Source organism: Gluconobacter sp. Dm-62 (genome assembly GCF_018256155.1).
Classification (GTDB): domain Bacteria; phylum Pseudomonadota; class Alphaproteobacteria; order Acetobacterales; family Acetobacteraceae; genus Gluconobacter.
The window spans coordinates 450,077-468,301 of record NZ_JAERLY010000002.1; the positions used below are offsets into that span (position 1 = coordinate 450,077).

21 protein-coding genes are annotated in these 18,225 nt (G+C 60.4%); 15 read left to right on the forward strand and 6 right to left on the reverse strand.

Annotated features, from left to right (window positions below):
- Positions 1-2 precede the first annotated feature (2 nt).
- On the forward strand, positions 3-494 hold the full coding sequence (rpsI, locus tag JK202_RS03870; protein ID WP_062028979.1) for a 30S ribosomal protein S9: 492 nt from the start codon (positions 3-5) through the stop codon (positions 492-494).
- Between the two features lie 245 nt (positions 495-739).
- Positions 740-1,819, forward strand: coding sequence for a branched-chain amino acid aminotransferase (locus JK202_RS03875; RefSeq protein ID WP_211558388.1), 1,080 nt, complete (start codon positions 740-742; stop codon positions 1,817-1,819).
- A gap of 35 nt (positions 1,820-1,854) precedes the next feature.
- Here JK202_RS03875 and JK202_RS03880 read toward each other — a convergent pair whose 3' ends face one another.
- Positions 1,855-2,451, reverse strand: a complete 597-nt coding sequence (locus JK202_RS03880; RefSeq protein WP_211558390.1) for an NTP transferase domain-containing protein — start codon at positions 2,449-2,451, stop codon at positions 1,855-1,857.
- The gene (locus tag JK202_RS03885) at positions 2,448-3,419 is read right to left on the reverse strand and encodes an XdhC family protein (RefSeq protein WP_211558392.1); all 972 of its coding nucleotides are present in this window, start codon (positions 3,417-3,419) and stop codon (positions 2,448-2,450) included. The genes JK202_RS03880 and JK202_RS03885 overlap by 4 nt, the downstream gene beginning before the upstream one ends.
- Before the next feature lie 169 nt (positions 3,420-3,588).
- Between JK202_RS03885 and JK202_RS03890 the strand changes: the two genes are divergently transcribed.
- From JK202_RS03890 to JK202_RS03920, 7 genes are all read left to right on the forward strand, one after another.
- Complete coding sequence (locus tag JK202_RS03890; protein WP_211558394.1) at positions 3,589-4,785, forward strand: molybdopterin molybdotransferase MoeA; 1,197 nt, start codon at positions 3,589-3,591, stop codon at positions 4,783-4,785.
- Entirely contained in the window at positions 4,775-5,809 is a 1,035-nt protein-coding gene (gene moaA, locus JK202_RS03895) for a GTP 3',8-cyclase MoaA (protein WP_211558396.1), read from the forward strand. Before JK202_RS03890 ends, moaA begins: the two co-directional genes overlap by 11 nt.
- Before the next feature lie 18 nt (positions 5,810-5,827).
- Positions 5,828-6,310, forward strand: a complete 483-nt coding sequence (moaC, locus tag JK202_RS03900) for a cyclic pyranopterin monophosphate synthase MoaC (protein WP_211558398.1) — start codon at positions 5,828-5,830, stop codon at positions 6,308-6,310.
- A complete protein-coding gene (locus JK202_RS03905) occupies positions 6,307-7,146 on the forward strand; it encodes an NTP transferase domain-containing protein (RefSeq protein WP_211558405.1) in 840 nt (279 codons plus the stop codon). The genes moaC and JK202_RS03905 overlap by 4 nt, the downstream gene beginning before the upstream one ends.
- Positions 7,143-7,649, forward strand: coding sequence for a molybdenum cofactor biosynthesis protein MoaE (locus tag JK202_RS03910; RefSeq protein WP_211558407.1), 507 nt, complete (start codon positions 7,143-7,145; stop codon positions 7,647-7,649). The genes JK202_RS03905 and JK202_RS03910 overlap by 4 nt, the downstream gene beginning before the upstream one ends.
- 112 nt (positions 7,650-7,761) lie before the next feature.
- Positions 7,762-8,337, forward strand: coding sequence for a hypothetical protein (locus JK202_RS03915; protein ID WP_249199581.1), 576 nt, complete (start codon positions 7,762-7,764; stop codon positions 8,335-8,337).
- Positions 8,337-8,552, forward strand: coding sequence for a hypothetical protein (locus tag JK202_RS03920; RefSeq protein ID WP_211558417.1), 216 nt, complete (start codon positions 8,337-8,339; stop codon positions 8,550-8,552). The genes JK202_RS03915 and JK202_RS03920 overlap by 1 nt, the downstream gene beginning before the upstream one ends.
- A gap of 30 nt (positions 8,553-8,582) precedes the next feature.
- Here JK202_RS03920 and JK202_RS03925 read toward each other — a convergent pair whose 3' ends face one another.
- Positions 8,583-8,789 carry a molybdopterin-binding protein gene (locus tag JK202_RS03925; RefSeq protein ID WP_041112564.1) on the reverse strand — a complete coding sequence of 69 codons (207 nt, stop codon included), beginning with the start codon at positions 8,787-8,789 and terminating at the stop codon, positions 8,583-8,585.
- 131 nt (positions 8,790-8,920) lie between these two features.
- Positions 8,921-10,060 carry a type III PLP-dependent enzyme gene (locus JK202_RS03930; protein WP_283091770.1) on the reverse strand — a complete coding sequence of 380 codons (1,140 nt, stop codon included), beginning with the start codon at positions 10,058-10,060 and terminating at the stop codon, positions 8,921-8,923.
- Between the two features lie 457 nt (positions 10,061-10,517).
- Between JK202_RS03930 and JK202_RS03935 the strand changes: the two genes are divergently transcribed.
- Positions 10,518-11,519: a YihY/virulence factor BrkB family protein gene (locus tag JK202_RS03935; protein WP_408872136.1), complete on the forward strand. Its 1,002-nt coding sequence runs from the start codon at positions 10,518-10,520 to the stop codon at positions 11,517-11,519.
- A gap of 22 nt (positions 11,520-11,541) precedes the next feature.
- On the opposite strand, the gene JK202_RS03940 is transcribed toward JK202_RS03935, so the two are convergent.
- On the reverse strand, positions 11,542-12,126 hold the full coding sequence (locus JK202_RS03940) for a septal ring lytic transglycosylase RlpA family protein (RefSeq protein WP_249199586.1): 585 nt from the start codon (positions 12,124-12,126) through the stop codon (positions 11,542-11,544).
- Between the two features lie 210 nt (positions 12,127-12,336).
- Between JK202_RS03940 and aroQ the strand changes: the two genes are divergently transcribed.
- Genes aroQ through JK202_RS03960 form a run of 4 tightly spaced genes read left to right on the forward strand, consistent with a single transcriptional unit; the run spans position 12,337 to position 15,174 of the window.
- Entirely contained in the window at positions 12,337-12,786 is a 450-nt protein-coding gene (aroQ, locus tag JK202_RS03945; RefSeq protein ID WP_041112562.1) for a type II 3-dehydroquinate dehydratase, read from the forward strand.
- Positions 12,783-13,238 carry an acetyl-CoA carboxylase biotin carboxyl carrier protein subunit gene (locus tag JK202_RS03950; RefSeq protein ID WP_211558424.1) on the forward strand — a complete coding sequence of 152 codons (456 nt, stop codon included), beginning with the start codon at positions 12,783-12,785 and terminating at the stop codon, positions 13,236-13,238. Before aroQ ends, JK202_RS03950 begins: the two co-directional genes overlap by 4 nt.
- The gene (gene accC, locus JK202_RS03955) at positions 13,238-14,590 is read left to right on the forward strand and encodes an acetyl-CoA carboxylase biotin carboxylase subunit (RefSeq protein WP_211558426.1); all 1,353 of its coding nucleotides are present in this window, start codon (positions 13,238-13,240) and stop codon (positions 14,588-14,590) included. Before JK202_RS03950 ends, accC begins: the two co-directional genes overlap by 1 nt.
- A 14-nt stretch (positions 14,591-14,604) precedes the next feature.
- A complete protein-coding gene (locus JK202_RS03960; RefSeq protein ID WP_211558429.1) occupies positions 14,605-15,174 on the forward strand; it encodes an NIPSNAP family protein in 570 nt (189 codons plus the stop codon).
- Between the two features lie 84 nt (positions 15,175-15,258).
- Here JK202_RS03960 and JK202_RS03965 read toward each other — a convergent pair whose 3' ends face one another.
- On the reverse strand, positions 15,259-15,954 hold the full coding sequence (locus JK202_RS03965) for a YfdX family protein (RefSeq protein WP_211558431.1): 696 nt from the start codon (positions 15,952-15,954) through the stop codon (positions 15,259-15,261).
- A gap of 411 nt (positions 15,955-16,365) precedes the next feature.
- Between JK202_RS03965 and edd the strand changes: the two genes are divergently transcribed.
- On the forward strand, positions 16,366-18,213 hold the full coding sequence (gene edd / locus JK202_RS03970) for a phosphogluconate dehydratase (RefSeq protein ID WP_211558433.1): 1,848 nt from the start codon (positions 16,366-16,368) through the stop codon (positions 18,211-18,213).
- Positions 18,214-18,225 lie beyond the last annotated feature (12 nt).

An 18,225-nucleotide genomic window follows, 5' to 3' on the forward strand; every position in this document is an offset into this window, starting at 1 on the left:
TCATGTCCGAGACCCAAGAGCGCACCGGCACGCTGCAGGACCTTGCGAGCGTTGCACCTGCCGTTACCTCCAACGCCGCCCCGGTTCACGAAGTCAAGCGTGATGCCCAGGGCCGTTCCTACGCAACCGGCCGTCGTAAGGACGCCGTGGCCCGCGTATGGATCAAGCCTGGCAAGGGTGACATCATCGTCAACGGCCGTCCGGTCACGACGTATTTTGCCCGTCCGGTTCTGCGCATGCTCCTCACGCAGCCGTTCCTGATTTCCGATCGCTACAACCAGTTCGACGTGTATTGCACGGTTGCTGGTGGCGGTCTGTCCGGTCAGGCTGGCGCCGTCCGTCACGGTATCTCCCGTGCACTGACGTATTACGAGCCGAGCCTGCGTGGCATCCTGAAGGCCGCCGGCTTCCTGACGCGTGACAGCCGTATTGTCGAGCGTAAGAAGTACGGCCGTGCGAAGGCACGTCGTTCCTTCCAGTTCTCGAAGCGTTGATTTCTTCAGCCTTTTCGAACGACGAAAAACCCGGCCAGAAATGGCCGGGTTTTTTTGTGTCTGGTTTCGGGGTGCGGGGATCTGTGTCTTATTTTAACAAAAGAACTTAAAAACAAACACAAACGCATCTTAATTTCGTTAAAGAAATTCAAAAAGAAACAACCTTTCCATATCGCCAGCGCGAAACATGTATGGCAGAGTGCCTCCGCTGTTTTAAAGACCAGAATCTTCGGAAGTGTTTTCCCATGACGCCCTTCATCATTGAAAAGACCGAAACCCCGACCGATCCAGTGAAGCGGACGGAACTGCTGGCCAATCCGTCCTTTGGGCGTGTCTTTACCGACCACATGGCCATCATCCGCTATTCCGTCGATAAGGGTTGGCACGATGCGAAAATCACGCCGCGCCGTCCCCTGAGCATCGATCCGGCTTCGACGGTCCTGCATTACGGGCAGGAGATTTTTGAGGGCATGAAGGCCTATCGTGAGAAGGACGGCCATGTCGCAACCTTCCGCCCCGAAGCCAATGCATCGCGTTTTGCCGCCTCTGCCCGTCGCATGGGCATGGCTGAACTGCCGGAAGATCTGTTCGTGCAGGCCGTTGATGAACTGGTGCGCGTGGATCAGGATTGGGTGCCGTCCGCAGATGGGCAAAGCCTGTATCTGCGTCCGTTCATGATTTCCAACGAAGTCTTCCTCGGCGTGAAGCCGGCCACGGAATACCTGTTCATCGTCATTGCGTGCCCGGTCGGCGCGTATTTCAGTTCCGGCTGTGTGTCCGTTTGGGTCTCCGAGCATTACACGCGCGCTGCGATCGGTGGCACGGGTGAAGCCAAGTGCGGCGGCAACTATGCGGGCAGCCTGATTGCCCAGGCCGAAGCCAAGGACAAGGGCTGCGATCAGGTCCTGTTCCTTGATGCGCGCGAGCGTCGCTTCGTTGAGGAAATGGGCGGCATGAACGTGATGTTCGTCCGCAAGGACGGCAAGATCGTCACGCCTCCGCTGGGTGGCACCATCCTGCGGGGCATTACCCGCAACAGCCTGATCCAGATTGCGGCCGATCAGGGGATCGAAGTGATTGAAGAGCCAGTCGATATCGACGAGCTTTTCGCTGGCGCAGCTTCGGGCAAGTACACGGAAGCCTTCGCCTGTGGCACGGCGGCGGTCCTTTCCCCCATCGGGAAATTTGTGCGCCCGACGGGTGAGGCTGTGTTTGGAGACGGGACGACACCTGGCCCGGTTTCACAGCAGCTCAAGAAATCCCTGACGGACCTGCAGGGCGGCCGGACGAATGACGTCCATGGCTGGATCCACCGCATTTCCTGAAATGCATCAGCCGGGTTCGTAAAGGGCCCGGCTTTTCAGTCCCGGTCGATCCAGCCTGCACGAACCGCAGTGGCAAGCTCTTCTGGCGTGTCGATATCGAATCCAAGTTCGGGCGCCTGAACGAAGGCGGGGGCTGTTTCTGCGCTTTTCCAGAGCTGGCGCAGGCCGGTATCGCCTCGCAATCCGTCAAGGCGCAGTTGCGTCGCCAGCGTCAGCAGCACCGGGATGCCCCGGCCTTCTTCTCCATAAGCCGTGACGATATCCCTGTTGCTGTCTTCCTGTTCCAGCTGGGCACGGAGATGGGAGAGCGTCAGGCACGGCTGGTCCGTTCCGGCAATCAGCAGGGGCATGGCGTTCTGCCCCAGCGCCCGATGGCCGCATCTGAGCGATGATGCCATGCCGGTTTTCCAGTCTTTATTCTGAACCAGAATGACGTCCAGGCCCGCGAGGGCATGACATATCTCTGTGGACGCGCCTCCCGTCACGATGACAAGCCGCTCAGGTTTTGTCGCAAGCAGAAGCTGTGCGACGTGCCGTACGAGCGGCTCGCCATTGATGGTCAGAAGCTGTTTCGGGCGTCCGAGGCGTGTGCTTCCCCCCGCAGCCAGAAGAAGAGCGGAATGGGGGCTCATTGCGGCTGCTTCGCAATCATCTGGGCCAGGATGGAAAGCGCGATTTCCATTGGAGTCTGCGCCCCGATATCCAGTCCGGCTGGCAGGTGCAGGCGGCTGAAGGCTTCGGGCAAAACACCTGCGGCCTCAAGGGCTTCAAGTCGGCCGGGGATCTTGCGGCGGCTTCCCAGAATACTGACGCAGAAAGCCTCGGATTTCAGGGCATGGGCTGCCAGCATCAGATCGTAATGAGCATCATGCGTCAGGCTGTAGACGGCCGTCCATCGGTCAAGCGTGAGCATAGTGAGGGCAGCGTCCAGACTTCCGCGAAGATAGCGTTTGGGAAGAAGGCCGGGAGGAGGCTCTGGTGGTCCGTAGGGGCGAAGCAGGATGGTTTCGAGTCCCATGAGGCTCGACAGGTTCAGGATGGCAAGAGTAACCGGGTCCCCGCCTGCCAGAACCAGTCGCAGGGGCGGGAGGTACGGGCGGAAGAACCGTCCTGCTTCATTTGCCGTGGTGCGTTCTCCCTCGCAGAACCGCATCGCTCCGGTATTCAGGTCCGTGATGAGCGTGATGGGCTGGCGTCTGTCGCGCGCGCTTCTGCGGGCTGCAACATGAGCATCTAGGTCGGAGATCGGGCGCACAAAAATCCCGATCCGCCCACCACAGGTCAACTGGATGTCCAGAACCGGACTGCCCGCGCCATAATCGAGCATCCGTGGTTGCCCGTCTTTCAGGCATTCCAGAGCTTCGGCGCGGACGGCCGCTTCCACGCAGCCACCGGAGACATAGCCCTGAACTTCGCCGTCCTCACAGATCGCCATTTCACTCCCCAACCGGCGCGGTGAGGAGCCTGTGATGCTGACGAGCGTGGCCAGAGCAGCGCGTTTTCCATCAAGAACCCAGCGTTCCAGCGTAGGGAGCAGATCGTCCGTCAGGCCATAGCTCGGCCACTGAGGTAGGGGAGAGAACTGTGCCGCGTCCGTCATGGAGGGTCCCTGATGCGCTTTGAGGGCATCAGGGTAACGCCAAAGACGATTATGACATACCCTTTCAGCCTCAGACTGTTGATCCGTGGGCCATGAGGTCTATATCGGCAGGGAACGCAGCGTCGGCATTTCAGCCAGCGGAACAGACGCGCCAGCGACCGGAGCGGAAATGAATGAACTCCTGAGCGTTACACGGGCCATGGAACTGGTGCTGGATTATGCCGGCAGCTTCGGGACCGAGACGGTCGATCTGGCTATGGCGGCAAGGCGCGTGCTTCAGCAGACGGTACATGCCGAGCGTGCCCACCCCCCTTATGACCGCGTGATGATGGACGGCATTGCCTACCGCCATGGCAGTGGTCAAACGCTGGTATCGCACGGAATCCAGCGTGCCGGTGCGCCAGGGCAGATGCTGCCGGAGGGGCATGTCTGTCTTGAGGTCATGACGGGTGCTGTTTTGCCGGATGGCGCGGATACTGTCGTTCCGGTCGAACGGCTTGTTCGCGAAGGGCGGCTGATCCGTTTTGAAGAGGGCTACGAGCCGCGCAAAGGGCAGTTCATTCATCGGCGAGGCTCTGATTGTGCGGCTGGGACGGAGCTTCTGGTGCCGGGGCGTCGTCTGGACGGTCCTGCGCTGGCGGTTCTGGCGGGCAATGGGCATGCGCAGGTCTGTGTGTCACGGATTCCGTCCATCGGGATCGTGGCGACGGGCGACGAGCTTGTGGATGTGGCGGCTCCCGTGCGGGACTGGGAAATCCGGCGCTCCAACGAATTTGCCCTGACGGGTGCGTTGCTGTCGCGCGGTTTTAACTGCATCGAACGCTCTGTCGTCCCGGACGATCTTGCGGAGACGATTGTGGCGCTGCGCGAACAGCTCTCGCGGCATGATGTTCTGATCCTGAGCGGGGGCGTTTCGATGGGGGCTTTCGATCACGTTCCCAAAGCGCTTTCGAAAATCGGGGTCGAGCGGGTGTTCCACAAGGTGGCGCAGCGTCCAGGCAAGCCGTTGTGGTTCGGGGTTGGCCCGGAGGGGCAGCGCGTTTTCGGGCTGCCGGGCAATCCGGTTTCCGCCACGACCTGCGGGGTGCGTTATGTCATGCCGATGCTTTTGGCAGGGCAGGGGCTAAGCCGTCCTGAACCTTATGCCGTCATGCTGGATGCAGATGCCGAACTGATCCCGACGCTGACGCGCTTCTTGCCGGTAAAGCTCCGTCACGATGCCGCGGGTCAGGCGCTCGCAACGCCGTGCCCGATGCCGACGTCCGGAGATTTCAGTTTTCTGGCATCAACGGACGGGTTTGTGGAGCTGCCGCTCGGTGATGGCGTGGCGCCCCGCGGAACAGCCGCGATGTTCCATGGCTGGTAACCAGACGCCAGCCCTGACCGATCGTTACAGCCGGCCGCTGCATGATCTGCGGATTTCCGTCATGGATCGGTGCAATTTTCGCTGCCCGTACTGCATGCCGGAAGCGACCTACCACGAGCATTTCCGCTTTCTGGAGCCCAAAGAGCGCCTGAGCTTTGACGAGATCGAGCGTGTGGCGCGTGTGGCGGTCTCGCTCGGTGTGCGTAAACTGCGCCTGACCGGTGGGGAGCCATTGCTGCGGCCGAAGCTCCCCGACCTTGTGGCGCGTCTTGCAGCCATCGAAGGTGTGGAGGATGTTGCGCTGACCACGAACGGCGTTCTGCTGGAGCGTCATGTTCGTGATCTGAAAGAGGCCGGCCTGAACCGCGTGACGGTCAGTCTCGACAGTCTGGACCCGGCGGTGTTCGCCCGGATGAGCGGCGGCCGGGCGCAGCTTGAGCCGGTTCTGGACGCGATCGACAGTGCCGCGCGGATGGGGTTTTCCGGAGGCGTGAAGCTCAATACCGTTATCCAGCGTGGACTGAACGACGCGGGTGTCGAGGCGCTGGCAGAGCGCTTTCGGCATAGTGGAGTCGTCTTGCGGTTTATCGAATACATGGATGTCGGGACGCGCAATCACTGGGAGCGCGCGGAGGTCGTGCCGTCGCGGGAACTGCGCGAACGCATTGATGCCCGCTGGCCGCTGGAGCCGGTCGATGCCCATTATCGCGGGGAAGTGGCGCAGCGATATCGCTATGGCGACGGGGGCGGGGAGGTCGGGTTCATTTCTTCCGTCACCGCGCCGTTCTGCGGGGACTGCTCGCGTGCGCGACTGTCCTCGGAAGGGCAGCTTTATACCTGCCTGTTCGCCTCGGAAGGGACGGATCTGCGAACGCTCCTGCGTGATGATAGCGACGATACGGCCCTGCGGGAGCTTCTGGCCGGGGTGTGGCGCCAGCGGACGGACAGGTATAGTGAGGAGCGGGCTGCCTCTTCGGATGCGCCAGCACGCCGCCGCATTGAGATGAACTATATCGGCGGCTAGACCGGGAGATCGAAGACGATGAAGACGCTCACCCATGTCAACGAGCGCGGCGAGGATCCGCGCATGGTCGATATCAGCGGCAAGGATGTGACCGAACGCAGCGCCCATGCGCAGGCTCGTCTGGTGTTCCCGTCCGAGATGGCGCGGACGCTGTCTGAAGCCGGGTTTATGACAGCCAAGGGTGCGGTGCTGACCGTCGCGCAGATCGCGGGCGTGATGGGTGTGAAATCGACATCGCAGCTCATTCCGCTGTGTCATCCGCTCTCGCTCAGTGGCTGCCGGGTGGACATCACGATCGAGGGCGATGAAGCGGTGATCGACTGTCGGGTCTCGTGCAAGGGGCGCACGGGCGTGGAAATGGAGGCGCTGACCGGGGCTTCCGTTGCTGCGCTCACGATCTACGACATGTGCAAGGCCATGTCCCATGACATGATCATCCGCGAGGTGCGGCTGATGGGCAAGGCCGGCGGCAAGCGCGACTTCCAGCGGATCGAGTCATGACACCGGTTTACGGCCTGATCCTTGCGGGTGGTGCCAGCCGACGCATGGGGACGGACAAAGCTGCGCTCGACTACCACGGCAAGCCACAGCTTCAGGCGGCGTTCGAGGCTCTGGCCCCTGTTGTGGAGCGGTGTTTCGTCTCCGTAAGACCGGGTCAGACGTCCGATCCGCTGCGGTCCAGCTTTCCGCAGGTCGTCGATACCGTGGACGTCGATGGACCAGCAGCGGGTCTGCTCTCGGCTCATCGGGCTTATCCGGATGTGGCCTGGCTGGTTCTGGCCTGTGATCTGCCGATGCTGGATCGCGGCACGCTCGATACCCTGATGGCCGCGCGGGAGGGGGAGTATGTCGCAGTGTCCTATCGCAGCGAACATGACGGTCTGCCGGAACCGCTCTGTGCCATCTGGGAGCCGGAAGCGCTCGATCGACTGGAAAAGCAGGTTGAAGGTGGCCGGATCTGTCCGCGCAAGCTGCTGATTAACAGCCCGACGAAACTGCTGGAGCCGCATATGCGTGGTGCGCTCGACAACATCAACACGCCGGAGGAACGCGAGGATGCGGCCCGGCGCCTGAAAGATCTGCCGGGAGGGCCGATGATTCGCCTGACACTGGAATATTTCGCACAGCTTCGGGAACTGGCCGGGACGCGGGAACAGTCGCTGGAAACTGCGTTTGGCACCGTGGGGCCGCTTTATGAGGAACTGCGTGAGAAATACGCTTTTCCGTTCGAAGCCTCGAAGCTTCGCGTGGCGATCAACGGCGATTTCGCTCCCTGGACACAGGCATTGAAGGACGGGGACCACATCGTGTTCATCCCGCCGGTGACGGGCGGATGAGCCGCTTTCGCATGGCATCCGCGCCTGTGGATCTGAACGTGTTGCGTGAGGATCTGCATCTGGCCGAGGCAGGCGGGTTCTGCACCTTCGAGGGCTGGGTCCGTAACAGGAACGAGGGCCGTCCGGTGGATGGTCTGGAATATGAATCCTACGAGGCGCTGGCGCAACTCGAAGGCGAGCGGATCGTGGCCGAGGCGCTGGAGCGTTTCGAGATCAGTCAGGCCGTGGCGATGCACCGCACCGGGAGCCTGAAGGTCGGGGATGTTGCTGTCTGGATCGGTGTTTCGGCGCCCCATCGGGATGCTGCGTTCCGGGCCTGTCGCTATATCATCGACGAGATCAAGCACAGGGTGCCTGTCTGGAAGAAGGAGCATTATCTGGACGGGGATGCCGAATGGGTGGCCTGCCATCACTGCCAGACCGCGCCCCGCGCGTCGGATGCCGGAACGCACGATCATGACCATGGCCACGATCATGGAAGCTGCGGCCACCATCATCACTGACTGACCGTTTCCGCAGGGCCGTATCTTTATGGCCTGCGGAGCGTTTTTAAGTTGTAATTGCAAATCATTCTCAATTAGGATGACTCCGGTTCTGCTGATTCGGAGTTTTCCCATGACACGGCTGTCGCTTTCCCTGTCCGACCTCTGCTGCTGTGAACGGCTCGCGCTGTGGAGCATCCGCTGCCTCATCAGCCATTACCGCTTGCCAAGCTGTCCCGAGACGAAAACGACCGATGGCCTGTTCCCCGCCTGTTTCCGCCCGGCACTTGATGCTGCGGAAGGGGCATTTGCGGATGCGACCCATCTTCTGAAGGCAGCGGATCAGCCGCATCTTGCGGTGAACGCGCCGGGCATGCAGTCCCTCACGGCACTGGAAGAGCGCTTCCTGCGCGGGATCATCGCGGCCCAGAATGAGGGCCAGCGCGAGGTTTTCGTGCTTCTGGCGGAAGTCTTTCCGGACAGATTCGTTCAGGGCTGTCTTGCGACGGCGCTGACGCTGCTGGCGGACTGCCTCGCGGGGGCAGGGCACTGGCTGCCGAAGAAACTGCTCAAGGATGAGACCACGATTTCGGGTGGCGGCGCGCTGTCCTCGATCAATCGCTGGCGCTCGGTCAGCCCGTCAAAGATGCGGGTCCTGTGGCCGCAGGATAGCGGACCGCTTCAGAATGCCAGCCGGGTGATGCACTGATGATGTCGCTGAGCGGACGCCCCGCTCGGACCGGGGCACCCCCGCAGCGGCCGGGACTTGAGGAGCTGGAACACATGACGGTCTGTCTGCTTCTACTGTCTGTCGGAGTCGTCGGATTCTGCTGGCTGGCATGCCTGAATCTTGAAATTTCCGTGGACGATCTTCTCTCCGCACTGGGATATCAGTCCGGGCTGGAAGCGTCTTTCAGGAGCTGAAGCTCCCGAAGGCGCTTCCGCAACGGATGGTCAGTCCACGCCGACCATGACGCTGGAGGCCTTGATGACGGCATAAGCTTCTTTGCCGACTTCGAGGCCCAGATCCGCAACGGCTTCATTGGTGATGGCGCTGGTGATGACCGTACCGTTGACGTCAATGGTGATGTGAGACGTTGTCGCGCCCTTGAGGATGTTCGTGATCCGGCCTTTGAGCTGGTTGCGTGCGCTGAGTTTCATGAAAAAACCTTCCGGAAGGATGGCAGACAGGAATGCCTGTCTGTTCCATATCGGAAGGCTTCAGGCCTGCGTCCAGAGAGACGGGGGCTGGAAAATGCCTCCGGACCGTGAATGGGCCGGAGATGTGCTTTTCAGATGTAGTACTCGGTCAGCGGCGGGAAGCCGTTGAAGCCCACGGAGGCGTAGGTCGAGACATAGGCGCCTGTGGCGAGGATCTCGATGCGGTCCCCACATTCGAGAGAATCCGGCATGGGAATACGGTTCTTCTCATACATGATGTCCACACCGTCGCAGCTTGGGCCAGCGACCACACAGGGGGAGCGCGAAGCGTCTTCTGCATCGCGGGAGGTCCGGAAGGTATAGCGGATGGCTTCACCCTCGGTCTCGGCCAGACCACCGAAGCGTCCGATGTCGAGATAGACCCAGCGCGGATCGGTCTCGGCACCGCCGCGGCGGCTGACGAGGATGACCTCGCTCGACACCACACCGGACTGTCCGACCATGTAGCGGCCCGGCTCGAGCAGGATTTCGGGTGCACCATCTGGGAAATGCGTCTTGAGGGACGCGTGGATGGTGTCGGCGAAATCCTGAACGGACGGGACATTTTCACGGTAATGCGTCGGGAAGCCACCGCCCAGATTGAGCATCTGGAGGTCCACACCCTGCGCGCGCAGATCGTGATACAGGCCAGCCGCCTTGGTGATCGCATGATCATAGGCGGCGACGCCCGTCTGCTGGCTGCCGACATGGAAGGACAGGCCGTGAGGCTTCAGACCCAGTTCGCGCGCGCGCAGCATGAGCGTGCGGGCATGGTTCAGCGTGGTGCCGAACTTGCGCGACAGGGGCCAGTCCGCACCTTCGTTTTCAACGGCCAGGCGGCAGAAGACGCGGGCGCCGGGGGCGTGCTCTCCAAGCTTTTCCAGCTCTTCGATGCTGTCGAAGACGAATAGGCTGATGCCCAGATCGTGCGCTTCGCGGATCCATTCGGGCTTCTTCAGCGTATTGCCGTAAGAAATCCGGTCAGGCGTTGCGCCAGCATCCAGGCACATCCGGATTTCCGCAATGGATGCGGCATCGAAGGAGGAGCCCAGGCCGACGAGACGGTCGAGGATGGCCGGGGCCGGATTGGCCTTGATGGCGTAATAGATTTTCGCTTCCCCAAGCGCATCGTGCAGGGCACGGTAATGCGCTTCGACGACGTCGAGATCGACGACGAGGCAAGGGGTTGCCGGCTGCTGCTCGGCAAGGAAGCGGGTGATTTTGGGAGTCATGACACTCAATTCCCAGAACCGGACTCGTCAGGGAACGATATCGCCCTGCGAGTATGTTGCGAAACGGTCGAACGGACCGGCGAATAGCGGGAATCCGTAGTAGGTGGATTCCTGAAGGCCAGAACGCTTGACGTCGTTGCGTAACCTCGAGTGGGCCAGTGGCACGTGCGTTGCTGCGTGAGGGGGGCATATGGGACCAAATCCCCCGTCGTGCAACTGCTAATTTTGCATTGTGATGGTTTTGCCAATATTGGTGAACTGAATCAGGGCAAATTCGGAACGCTAAAGGCGTCTTCTGCGTAGGTACTTGCTCGTATCGTTCAATGCAGGATGGTCTTTGCAGACGTCCGGTCCCGAACGAAATGAGACCGAGACTGCTGCCCCCAACAGGAAACTGCCGAGGACACCCTGCGTGAGTTTAACACCCGAATCTGCGACCCTTTCCGGCTCCACAGCCGTGCCGGGACAAGCCGTACCTTCGGAATCCGGACAATCACCTGCTGCGGCAGGCACAAATGATCTGGCGACCCCATTATCTCCCGACAAGCTGCATCATGCGGCCTGGCGCGTTGTCGCCAAGCATCTTTTTGCGGAAGTCGGCTCGAGCCAGACCTCCCTGTCTGCGGCAGGATGCGCTTTTTACGCCACGCTTTCGCTTTTTCCGGCCATTTCCAGCTTGATCTCGCTCTATGGTCTGGCGTTCGATCTTCAGACCGTTGAACCCCAGCTCGAAGTTCTGCGTCATCTTCTGCCGCCATCGGCTTATGACCTGATCGGGGACCGGATCCACGAGCTGATTTCCCAGCCGCATTCCTCTCTGACAATCGGGCTGATCTTTTCGCTGGCGGTCGCCCTTTGGTCGGCCTCGGCGAGTACGAAGTCGATCCTGTCCGCGCTCAATATGGCCTATAATGCGCAGGAAACCCGAAGTTTCTTGAAATTTCAGGCTATTGCCCTGTCAACCACGCTGACGGCTGTTCTGGGGGCCGCGCTGACCCTGGCTCTGATGGTGGCAGCCCCGGCACTCGTCGACTACCTGCCGCGACATGTCAGTTTTCTGAGTGACCCGCCGTTCCCGATTGACCTGTTGCTGTCCTACGGTGCGCCGATGGTGGTGCATACGCTTGCACCGATTCTGATGCTGCTGTTCGTTTTTATCGCCGTGACGCTGCTCTATCGTTTTGCGCCCTGCCGGGTGCATACACAGTGGCGCTGGATTTTTCCGGGTTCTGCCCTTGCGACCATTTTGTGGGTCGCAACGTCTCTGGGCTTCTCTTGGTATGTTGCGCATTTTGCAAGCTACGGCGCAACGTATGGACCGCTTGGTGCGGTGGCTGCCATTATGATGTGGTTTTTCGTGAGTGCCTATGTCGTGCTGTTTGGGGCAGAGCTGAATGCCAGCCTTGAGGCACGGGCTGGTCAAAGTCAGGCTGTACCTCAGGAGGCCGGGGCAGCCTGAAACTCAGAACAAATTGTGCAGGTCAGCGGTGATGGTGTGGAATACGCTGTGTGCTGCTGCCCTGTCTGGAAACAGGGGTTGTGTCGGTTCCGGCAGCCTGAATGGCCTGTGCGCTTGTGTCTGACGGGTCTGCCTCAGCCACTTCAGGCTCGGCATCAGGGCCCACGGACGGCGTCATTTTGGCGATTGTGACATGCGCTGTACCTGCGCCCAGCATGCCGATTTTTGCAGCGGCTGCGTGAGACAGATCAATGATGCGGCTGTTGAAAGGACCGCGGTCATTGACCGTTACGACCACCGAGCGGCCCGTATCCTGTGACGTGACGAGAAGCTTTGTGCCAATTGGCAGGGAAGGGTGTGCGGCGGTCAGGTCATTGGTGTTGAAAACCGTCCCGCTTGCCGTGCGCCGTCCGTGGAAATGCCGTCCGTACCAGCTGGCGACACCATGCTGGGACCATGCGTGAACGGCCTGATGTGCCCTGTTGGCAAGTGCGGTTCGAACGGACTCTGCCCAACTCGTCCCTGGTGTTCCTTCTGAGGCAGAGTCGTCACCCGCATGTGCGGCGTGATGGCTGGCCAGACCCGCCAGAGCGACAGCAAATGTCATACTGCGCAGCGGGAGGAAACGGAGAGGATTGCGAAGGACAGACAGTTCAAAGCGCACTATATCAGGTTCTTCTCCAGTGGACGGAACGGGCTCAGACCCTGCCGGATAGCACAAAAATGAGTCCCTGTCGCCCTTTGGACACCCGGAAGAGGGCAGCAATAGGGCAATGACGCTTTCATGACAGCTCCGAAAGTGCTATCGCGCGGCCAGATGAAACGCCCTCTGATCACCGTTCTCAACGGTCCGAACCTCAACATGCTGGGTCTTCGCCAGCCCGGAATCTATGGTCACGCCACGCTCGATGATGTCGAGCAGGTGTGCATTCAGGCTGCCGAACGGCTTGATGTTGCCATTGATTTCCGCCAGACGAACGGAGAGGGTGAACTTGTGTCCTGGGTGCAGGAATGTCGCGGCCGTGCAGACGGAATCGTCATCAATCCTGCTGCTTACGGGCATACCTCGATTGCCCTGCTCGATGCGCTTCTGGCGGTCGAGCTGCCCGTGGTTGAGGTTCATATTTCCAATATCCATCGCAGGGAGCCGTTCCGTCATCACACCTACGTCTCGCAGGCCGCCATCGGCGTGATCTGCGGCCTCGGCGTCAGGGGATATGCGCACGCGCTTCAGGCAATAACCGACATGATCGAAGACGAAGGATGAGCCGTATGCTCGTGGACAAGGATGCCATTCGGGCATTGGCCGATATTCTGACGGAAACAGGCCTGACCGAAATCGAGATTTCCGAAGCTGACAGCCGCATCCGCGTGGCCCGCAATGTCAGTGTGGTCCAGGCTGCTGCTCTGGCACCTGCCGCCGCCGCTCCGGTCGCCGCTGCTGCTCCGGCACCCGTCGCCGCTCCGGCCGACCCGGCCAAGCATCCCGGCATGGTCCCGAGCCCGATGGTTGGCGTGGCCTATCTGACCCCTGATCCGGCTTCCCCGCAGTTCGCCACGGAAGGCCAGCCGGTCACCGCCGGTCAGACGATCATGCTCATCGAAGCCATGAAGACCTTCAACCAGATCAAGGCGCCCCGCGCCGGCACACTGACGAAGTTCCTTGTCGAATCCGGCCAGCCGGTCGAGTTCGGCGAAGCCCTGGCGATCATCGAGTAATGATTTCCAAAGTCCTTATTGCCAACCGGGGTGAGATCGCGCTGCGGATCCAGCGCGCCTGCCGCGAGATGGGCATCAAAACCGTTGCCGTGCATTCGACGGCGGACGCCGATGCGATGCATGTGCGTCTTGCCGATGAAGCTGTCTGCATTGGTCCGCCGAGTGCGCGCGACTCCTACCTGAACGTTGCCGCCATTCTTTCGGCTGCGACGATCACGGGTGCTGACGCCATTCATCCGGGCTATGGCTTTCTGTCGGAAAATGCCGAGTTTGCTGAGACCGTTGAAGAGCACGGTCTGGCATTCATCGGCCCGACAGCCGAGCATATCCGCACGATGGGCGATAAGATCGCTGCCAAGACGACCATGCGCGCGCTTGGCGTGCCGCTGGTGCCAGGATCTGACGGAGGTCTGGCGGACTTGCAGGCAGCCCGCGAAGTCGCTGAACAGGTCGGCTATCCGGTCCTGATCAAGGCTGCCGCCGGTGGCGGTGGGCGCGGGATGAAGGTCGCGATGACCGCAGACGACATCGAGGAAGCCTGGTCAGTAGCCCGTGCCGAAGCCCGTGCGGCTTTTGGTAATGACGAGGTCTATCTCGAGAAGTACCTCAACCGCCCGCGTCACATCGAGCTTCAGATCCTCGGCGATGCGCATGGCAATGTCGTGCATTTCGGTGAGCGTGACTGCTCTCTCCAGCGCCGTCACCAGAAGCTTCTGGAAGAAGCCGGGTCACCGGCCCTGACGGATGCCGAGCGTGAAGAAATCGGCCGCACCGCGACTGAGGCCCTGTCACGCATGGGCTATCGCAACGCCGGCACGCTCGAGTTCCTGTATCAGGACGGTCAGTTCTGCTTCATCGAGATGAATACGCGTCTTCAGGTTGAGCATCCGGTGACGGAGATGGTCTGCAGTGTGGATCTCGTCCGCGAACAGATCCGCATCGCATCGGGTGAGCCGCTTGGTTACACGCAGTCGGACATCAAGATGTCCGGGCATGCGATCGAGTGCCGCATCAATGCGGAAGATCCGGAAACCTTCATGCCGAGCCCGGGCACGATCAAGGTGTTCCATGCTCCGGGTGGGCTGGGCGTTCGTATGGACAGCGCCATTTACGCTGGCTATCGCATCCCGCCTTACTACGACAGCATGATCGCCAAGCTGATCGTGCATGCCCCGACCCGCGCTGAAGCCATTGCCCGCATGCAGCGTGCTCTGGATGAATGTGTGGTGGACGGCGTGAAGACGGTTATCCCGCTGCATCAGAAAATTCTGGCGGACCCGTCTTTCCAGAAGGGGGATTATACGATCCACTGGCTGGAAAATTTTGTTGCTGCCCAGCAGGCAGGGAAATAACCCGGAGTTAGCCCATGAGTTACGCAGAAACCGTCGTTCTTGATGTCCGCATCGGACAAATGCCGCAGGTGGTTTCTGCCCTCACGGGGCGTGACGGGCTCGCTGTCTGGGTAAGCGAAATCGGTGTCCTGAACCGGGTTGTCCTGTTTCGGACAGCTACAACCTATGAATCTCTTTTGGATGGGCGGCCAGCGCTTCTGGCTTTGATTCCGAAAGAGCCTGTCCAGAGTGTCGATGTGACAAGCTGGCGCGTTATTTCGCCTCTGCTCCCCGCGGGTAAGCATGGCGGCATTTACGAGTGGCGCTGCTACGAATTGAAGCTGGGGCAGGCGGGGGAGGTTGAAGAGGCTTTTGCCGCGTCCGTACCAGGGCGTCTGGGGCTCTCACCGCTGCTGTGCGGAATGATTTCGATTGAGGGTACACCACGACTGGCACATATCTGGCCTTATGCGGATATGAATGTCCGTCTCGATATCCGGATACAGGCTGTGACCAGCGGTGTGTGGCCTCCGAAAATCGGCAGTAACCTGGTGGCTATGGAGAATACGGTTCTGCTCCCGGCGCAGGGCTCTGCCTGGCACTAGGGTTGGCCAACATATGAATAAAGAAAAGGCGGTGAGGCATAGCCTGCACCGCCTTTTCTTTGCGTCCGACCGATGTTCGAAGGGTTATTTTGCGGCTGGTGCCGGGGCAGGGGCTGCTGGTACCGGGGTCTGCGATTCCACAGCATTTTCGGAAACGAAGATCACGGAATCCAGAGCCTGGTTCAGTGCGTCCACCGCTTCCTGCGGATGATGGCCTTCCGTAAATACCGTCGCACGATAGACCGCCCCCTGAACCGGGGTGATGGGAGCGAGGGCCAGAATGAAATCCGCATCTTCGCCCACGACCTTCATGGTCTCGGCGGCCTGATCCGTGTTTCCGGATTTCAGTTGTGCATTTGCCGAGGCAACAGCTGTCTTTTTCTCTGGCGCCAAAGTCTCGTTCACAATGAACTCACCGCCAACCGGGAGCCAGTCGGTCTGTCCCATGACAGGCTGGTGGCTGGCCGTAACGGGATGCTGCGGGGCAGGGTGAAGATCATTTTCGGCAGCCTGAAACTTCTTGTCGGCTTTATCGGCCGCCGCCAGCCGCTTCTGGGCATCATAGAGTGCGGGGATGGCAGCTTCGGTCTTGCCGCCAGTCTGAAGGATGTCGCGCGCATTCAGGATATCTTGAAAAGCGCGCTGTCCATCTGCGGATAAATGATGAAATGCCCGGTGTGCCTTGAAATTATCCCAGTGCGTATGAAGTGAAGCGGCTCCGGCGAGAGGTGTCGCACAAAGAAGGGCTGAAATCGCGGTCATGGCGGAAATGAATTTCATGATATTGTCTCCGTGAATATTCGGTTCTGACACCTATGGATATTTCATGAGGGCAGATCGGGCAAATTACCGATCATTTAGTGACTGTACGTCCATTTCGATGCTTTCTCAGGGCATTCCAGAGCCGGGCGCGGTGGTGAGATGGAAGAAAGCGGGTTTTCGAAAATTGTTAGTAACGCATGTAATTCAAAATATTACGTCAACGGTGTGATTTTTGGAACTTAGAGCCGTGATTGCATGATGTCTTGAAACAAAAATGAGAATATTGAGGTTTTCATTTGGAGCACGGCTTGCTCTGAAGGAGGGCTTTCCGTATGTACGAGGCCTCAATCACGATACCGTGCCTTGCGCCGGAAAGTCGGCCTTTCCGGAGCGCATTGCAGGCATCAGCCGAGTAGCGAGTATTTCCAGATGTCTCTGAATCCCGTCGTCGAGAGCGTGACTGCCCGTATCATCGAGCGTTCGAAAATCTCCCGCCGGCGGTATCTCGCGCTCATGGAGCGCAACCGGGCCAAGGGCGTGCTCCGGCCCAGACTGGCCTGCGGAAATATTGCCCACGCCATCGCGGCTTCAAGCCCCGACAAGCCGGAGCTGATGCGCCCGACCGGGACCAATATTGGGGTCATCACCACCTATAACGACATGCTTTCGGCGCATCAGCCTTATGGCCGCTACCCGGAGCAGATCAAGCTGTTCGCCCGTGAAGTCGGTGCGACGGCTCAGGTCGCAGGTGGTGCGCCGGCCATGTGTGACGGTGTGACGCAGGGGCAGGAGGGGATGGAACTGTCCCTGTTCTCCCGTGATGTGATTGCCATGTCCACTGCGGTCGGGCTGAGCCACGGCATGTTCGAAAGCGTGGCGCTGCTCGGGATCTGTGACAAGATCGTGCCGGGGCTTCTGATGGGCGCGCTGCGGTTCGGCCATCTGCCGACTATGCTGATCCCGGCTGGTCCGATGCCGTCCGGTCTACCGAACAAGGAAAAGCAGCGCATCCGCCAGCTCTACGTTCAGGGCAAGGTTGGGCAGGCCGAGCTGATGGAAGCGGAAAACGCCTCCTATCACAGCGCAGGAACCTGCACGTTCTATGGTACGGCCAACACGAACCAGATGATGGTCGAGATCATGGGTCTGATGATGCCGGATTCGGCGTTCATCAATCCCAACACGAAGCTGCGTCAGGCCATGACGCGCTCGGGCATTCACCGTCTGGCGGAGATCGGGCTGAATGGTGAGGATGCCCGCCCGCTCGCGCATTGCGTGGATGAAAAGGCGATCGTGAACGCTGCCGTCGGACTGCTGGCCACGGGTGGTTCGACCAATCACGCGATTCACCTTCCTGCCATCGCCCGCGCTGCCGGTATTCTGATTGACTGGGAAGACATCAGCCGCCTGTCTTCGGCTGTTCCCCTGATCACCCGTGTCTATCCGAGCGGCTCTGAAGACGTGAATGCGTTTAATCGCGTGGGTGGTATGCCAACGGTCATCGCCGAACTGTCGAGCGCCGGAATGCTGCACAAGGACATTCTCACGGTCTCGCGCGGCGGCTTCTCCGATTATGCGCGCCGCGCCTCCCTTGAAGGCGACGAACTGGTTTACAGCCGCGCAAAGTCTTCCACTGACACCGATATCCTGCGTGATGTGGCAATGCCGTTCCGTCCGGATGGCGGCATGCGCCTGATGACGGGCAATCTGGGGCGTGCGATTTACAAGAGCAGCGCCATTGCGGCGGAGCACCTGACGGTCGAAGCGCCTGCACGGGTGTTTCAGGACCAGCATGACGTCATCACGGCCTATCAGAACGGTGAGCTGGAGCGCGATGTTGTCGTGGTCGTGCGCTTTCAGGGGCCGGAAGCCAACGGCATGCCGGAACTGCACAAGCTGACCCCGACGCTGGGCGTACTTCAGGATCGCGGCTTCAAAGTGGCCCTGCTGACGGACGGCCGTATGTCGGGCGCGAGCGGAAAGGTGCCGGCGGCCATTCATGTCGGCCCCGAAGCGCAGGTTGGCGGCCCGATCGCCCGTGTGCGCGACGGCGACATGATCCGCGTCTGCGCTGTGACCGGACAGATTGAGGTGCTGGTGGATGCCGCCGAATGGGACAGCCGTACGCCGGTCGCCCCGCCGCTCCCGGCATTGGGAACAGGCCGCGAGCTGTTCGCCCTGATGCGTTCGGTGCATGATCCGGCCGAAGCGGGAGGGTCTGCCATGCTGGCCCAGATGGACCGCGTGATCGAAGCCGTCGGCGACGACATTCACTAAGGAAGAGTTCCC

What these genes read in the sequence shown, in the direction of transcription:
- aroQ (WP_041112562.1), top strand. Translation starts at nt 12,337, where the DNA reads ATGAAACGCCCTCTGATCACCGTTCTCAACGGTCCGAACCTCAACATG.
- rpsI (WP_062028979.1), top strand. Translation starts at nt 3, where the DNA reads ATGTCCGAGACCCAAGAGCGCACCGGCACGCTGCAGGACCTTGCGAGC.
- JK202_RS03950 (WP_211558424.1), top strand. Translation starts at nt 12,783, where the DNA reads ATGAGCCGTATGCTCGTGGACAAGGATGCCATTCGGGCATTGGCCGAT.
- moaC (WP_211558398.1), top strand. Translation starts at nt 5,828, where the DNA reads ATGAAGACGCTCACCCATGTCAACGAGCGCGGCGAGGATCCGCGCATG.
- JK202_RS03905 (WP_211558405.1), top strand. Translation starts at nt 6,307, where the DNA reads ATGACACCGGTTTACGGCCTGATCCTTGCGGGTGGTGCCAGCCGACGC.
- moaA (WP_211558396.1), top strand. Translation starts at nt 4,775, where the DNA reads ATGGCTGGTAACCAGACGCCAGCCCTGACCGATCGTTACAGCCGGCCG.
- edd (WP_211558433.1), top strand. Translation starts at nt 16,366, where the DNA reads ATGTCTCTGAATCCCGTCGTCGAGAGCGTGACTGCCCGTATCATCGAG.
- JK202_RS03890 (WP_211558394.1), top strand. Translation starts at nt 3,589, where the DNA reads ATGAATGAACTCCTGAGCGTTACACGGGCCATGGAACTGGTGCTGGAT.
- JK202_RS03925 (WP_041112564.1), bottom strand. Translation starts at nt 8,789, where the DNA reads ATGAAACTCAGCGCACGCAACCAGCTCAAAGGCCGGATCACGAACATC.
- JK202_RS03960 (WP_211558429.1), top strand. Translation starts at nt 14,605, where the DNA reads ATGAGTTACGCAGAAACCGTCGTTCTTGATGTCCGCATCGGACAAATG.
- JK202_RS03880 (WP_211558390.1), bottom strand. Translation starts at nt 2,451, where the DNA reads ATGAGCCCCCATTCCGCTCTTCTTCTGGCTGCGGGGGGAAGCACACGC.
- JK202_RS03910 (WP_211558407.1), top strand. Translation starts at nt 7,143, where the DNA reads ATGAGCCGCTTTCGCATGGCATCCGCGCCTGTGGATCTGAACGTGTTG.
- JK202_RS03920 (WP_211558417.1), top strand. Translation starts at nt 8,337, where the DNA reads ATGATGTCGCTGAGCGGACGCCCCGCTCGGACCGGGGCACCCCCGCAG.
- accC (WP_211558426.1), top strand. Translation starts at nt 13,238, where the DNA reads ATGATTTCCAAAGTCCTTATTGCCAACCGGGGTGAGATCGCGCTGCGG.
- JK202_RS03930 (WP_283091770.1), bottom strand. Translation starts at nt 10,060, where the DNA reads ATGACTCCCAAAATCACCCGCTTCCTTGCCGAGCAGCAGCCGGCAACC.
- JK202_RS03875 (WP_211558388.1), top strand. Translation starts at nt 740, where the DNA reads ATGACGCCCTTCATCATTGAAAAGACCGAAACCCCGACCGATCCAGTG.
- JK202_RS03885 (WP_211558392.1), bottom strand. Translation starts at nt 3,419, where the DNA reads ATGACGGACGCGGCACAGTTCTCTCCCCTACCTCAGTGGCCGAGCTAT.
- JK202_RS03940 (WP_249199586.1), bottom strand. Translation starts at nt 12,126, where the DNA reads ATGACATTTGCTGTCGCTCTGGCGGGTCTGGCCAGCCATCACGCCGCA.
- JK202_RS03965 (WP_211558431.1), bottom strand. Translation starts at nt 15,954, where the DNA reads ATGAAATTCATTTCCGCCATGACCGCGATTTCAGCCCTTCTTTGTGCG.
- JK202_RS03915 (WP_249199581.1), top strand. Translation starts at nt 7,762, where the DNA reads ATGACACGGCTGTCGCTTTCCCTGTCCGACCTCTGCTGCTGTGAACGG.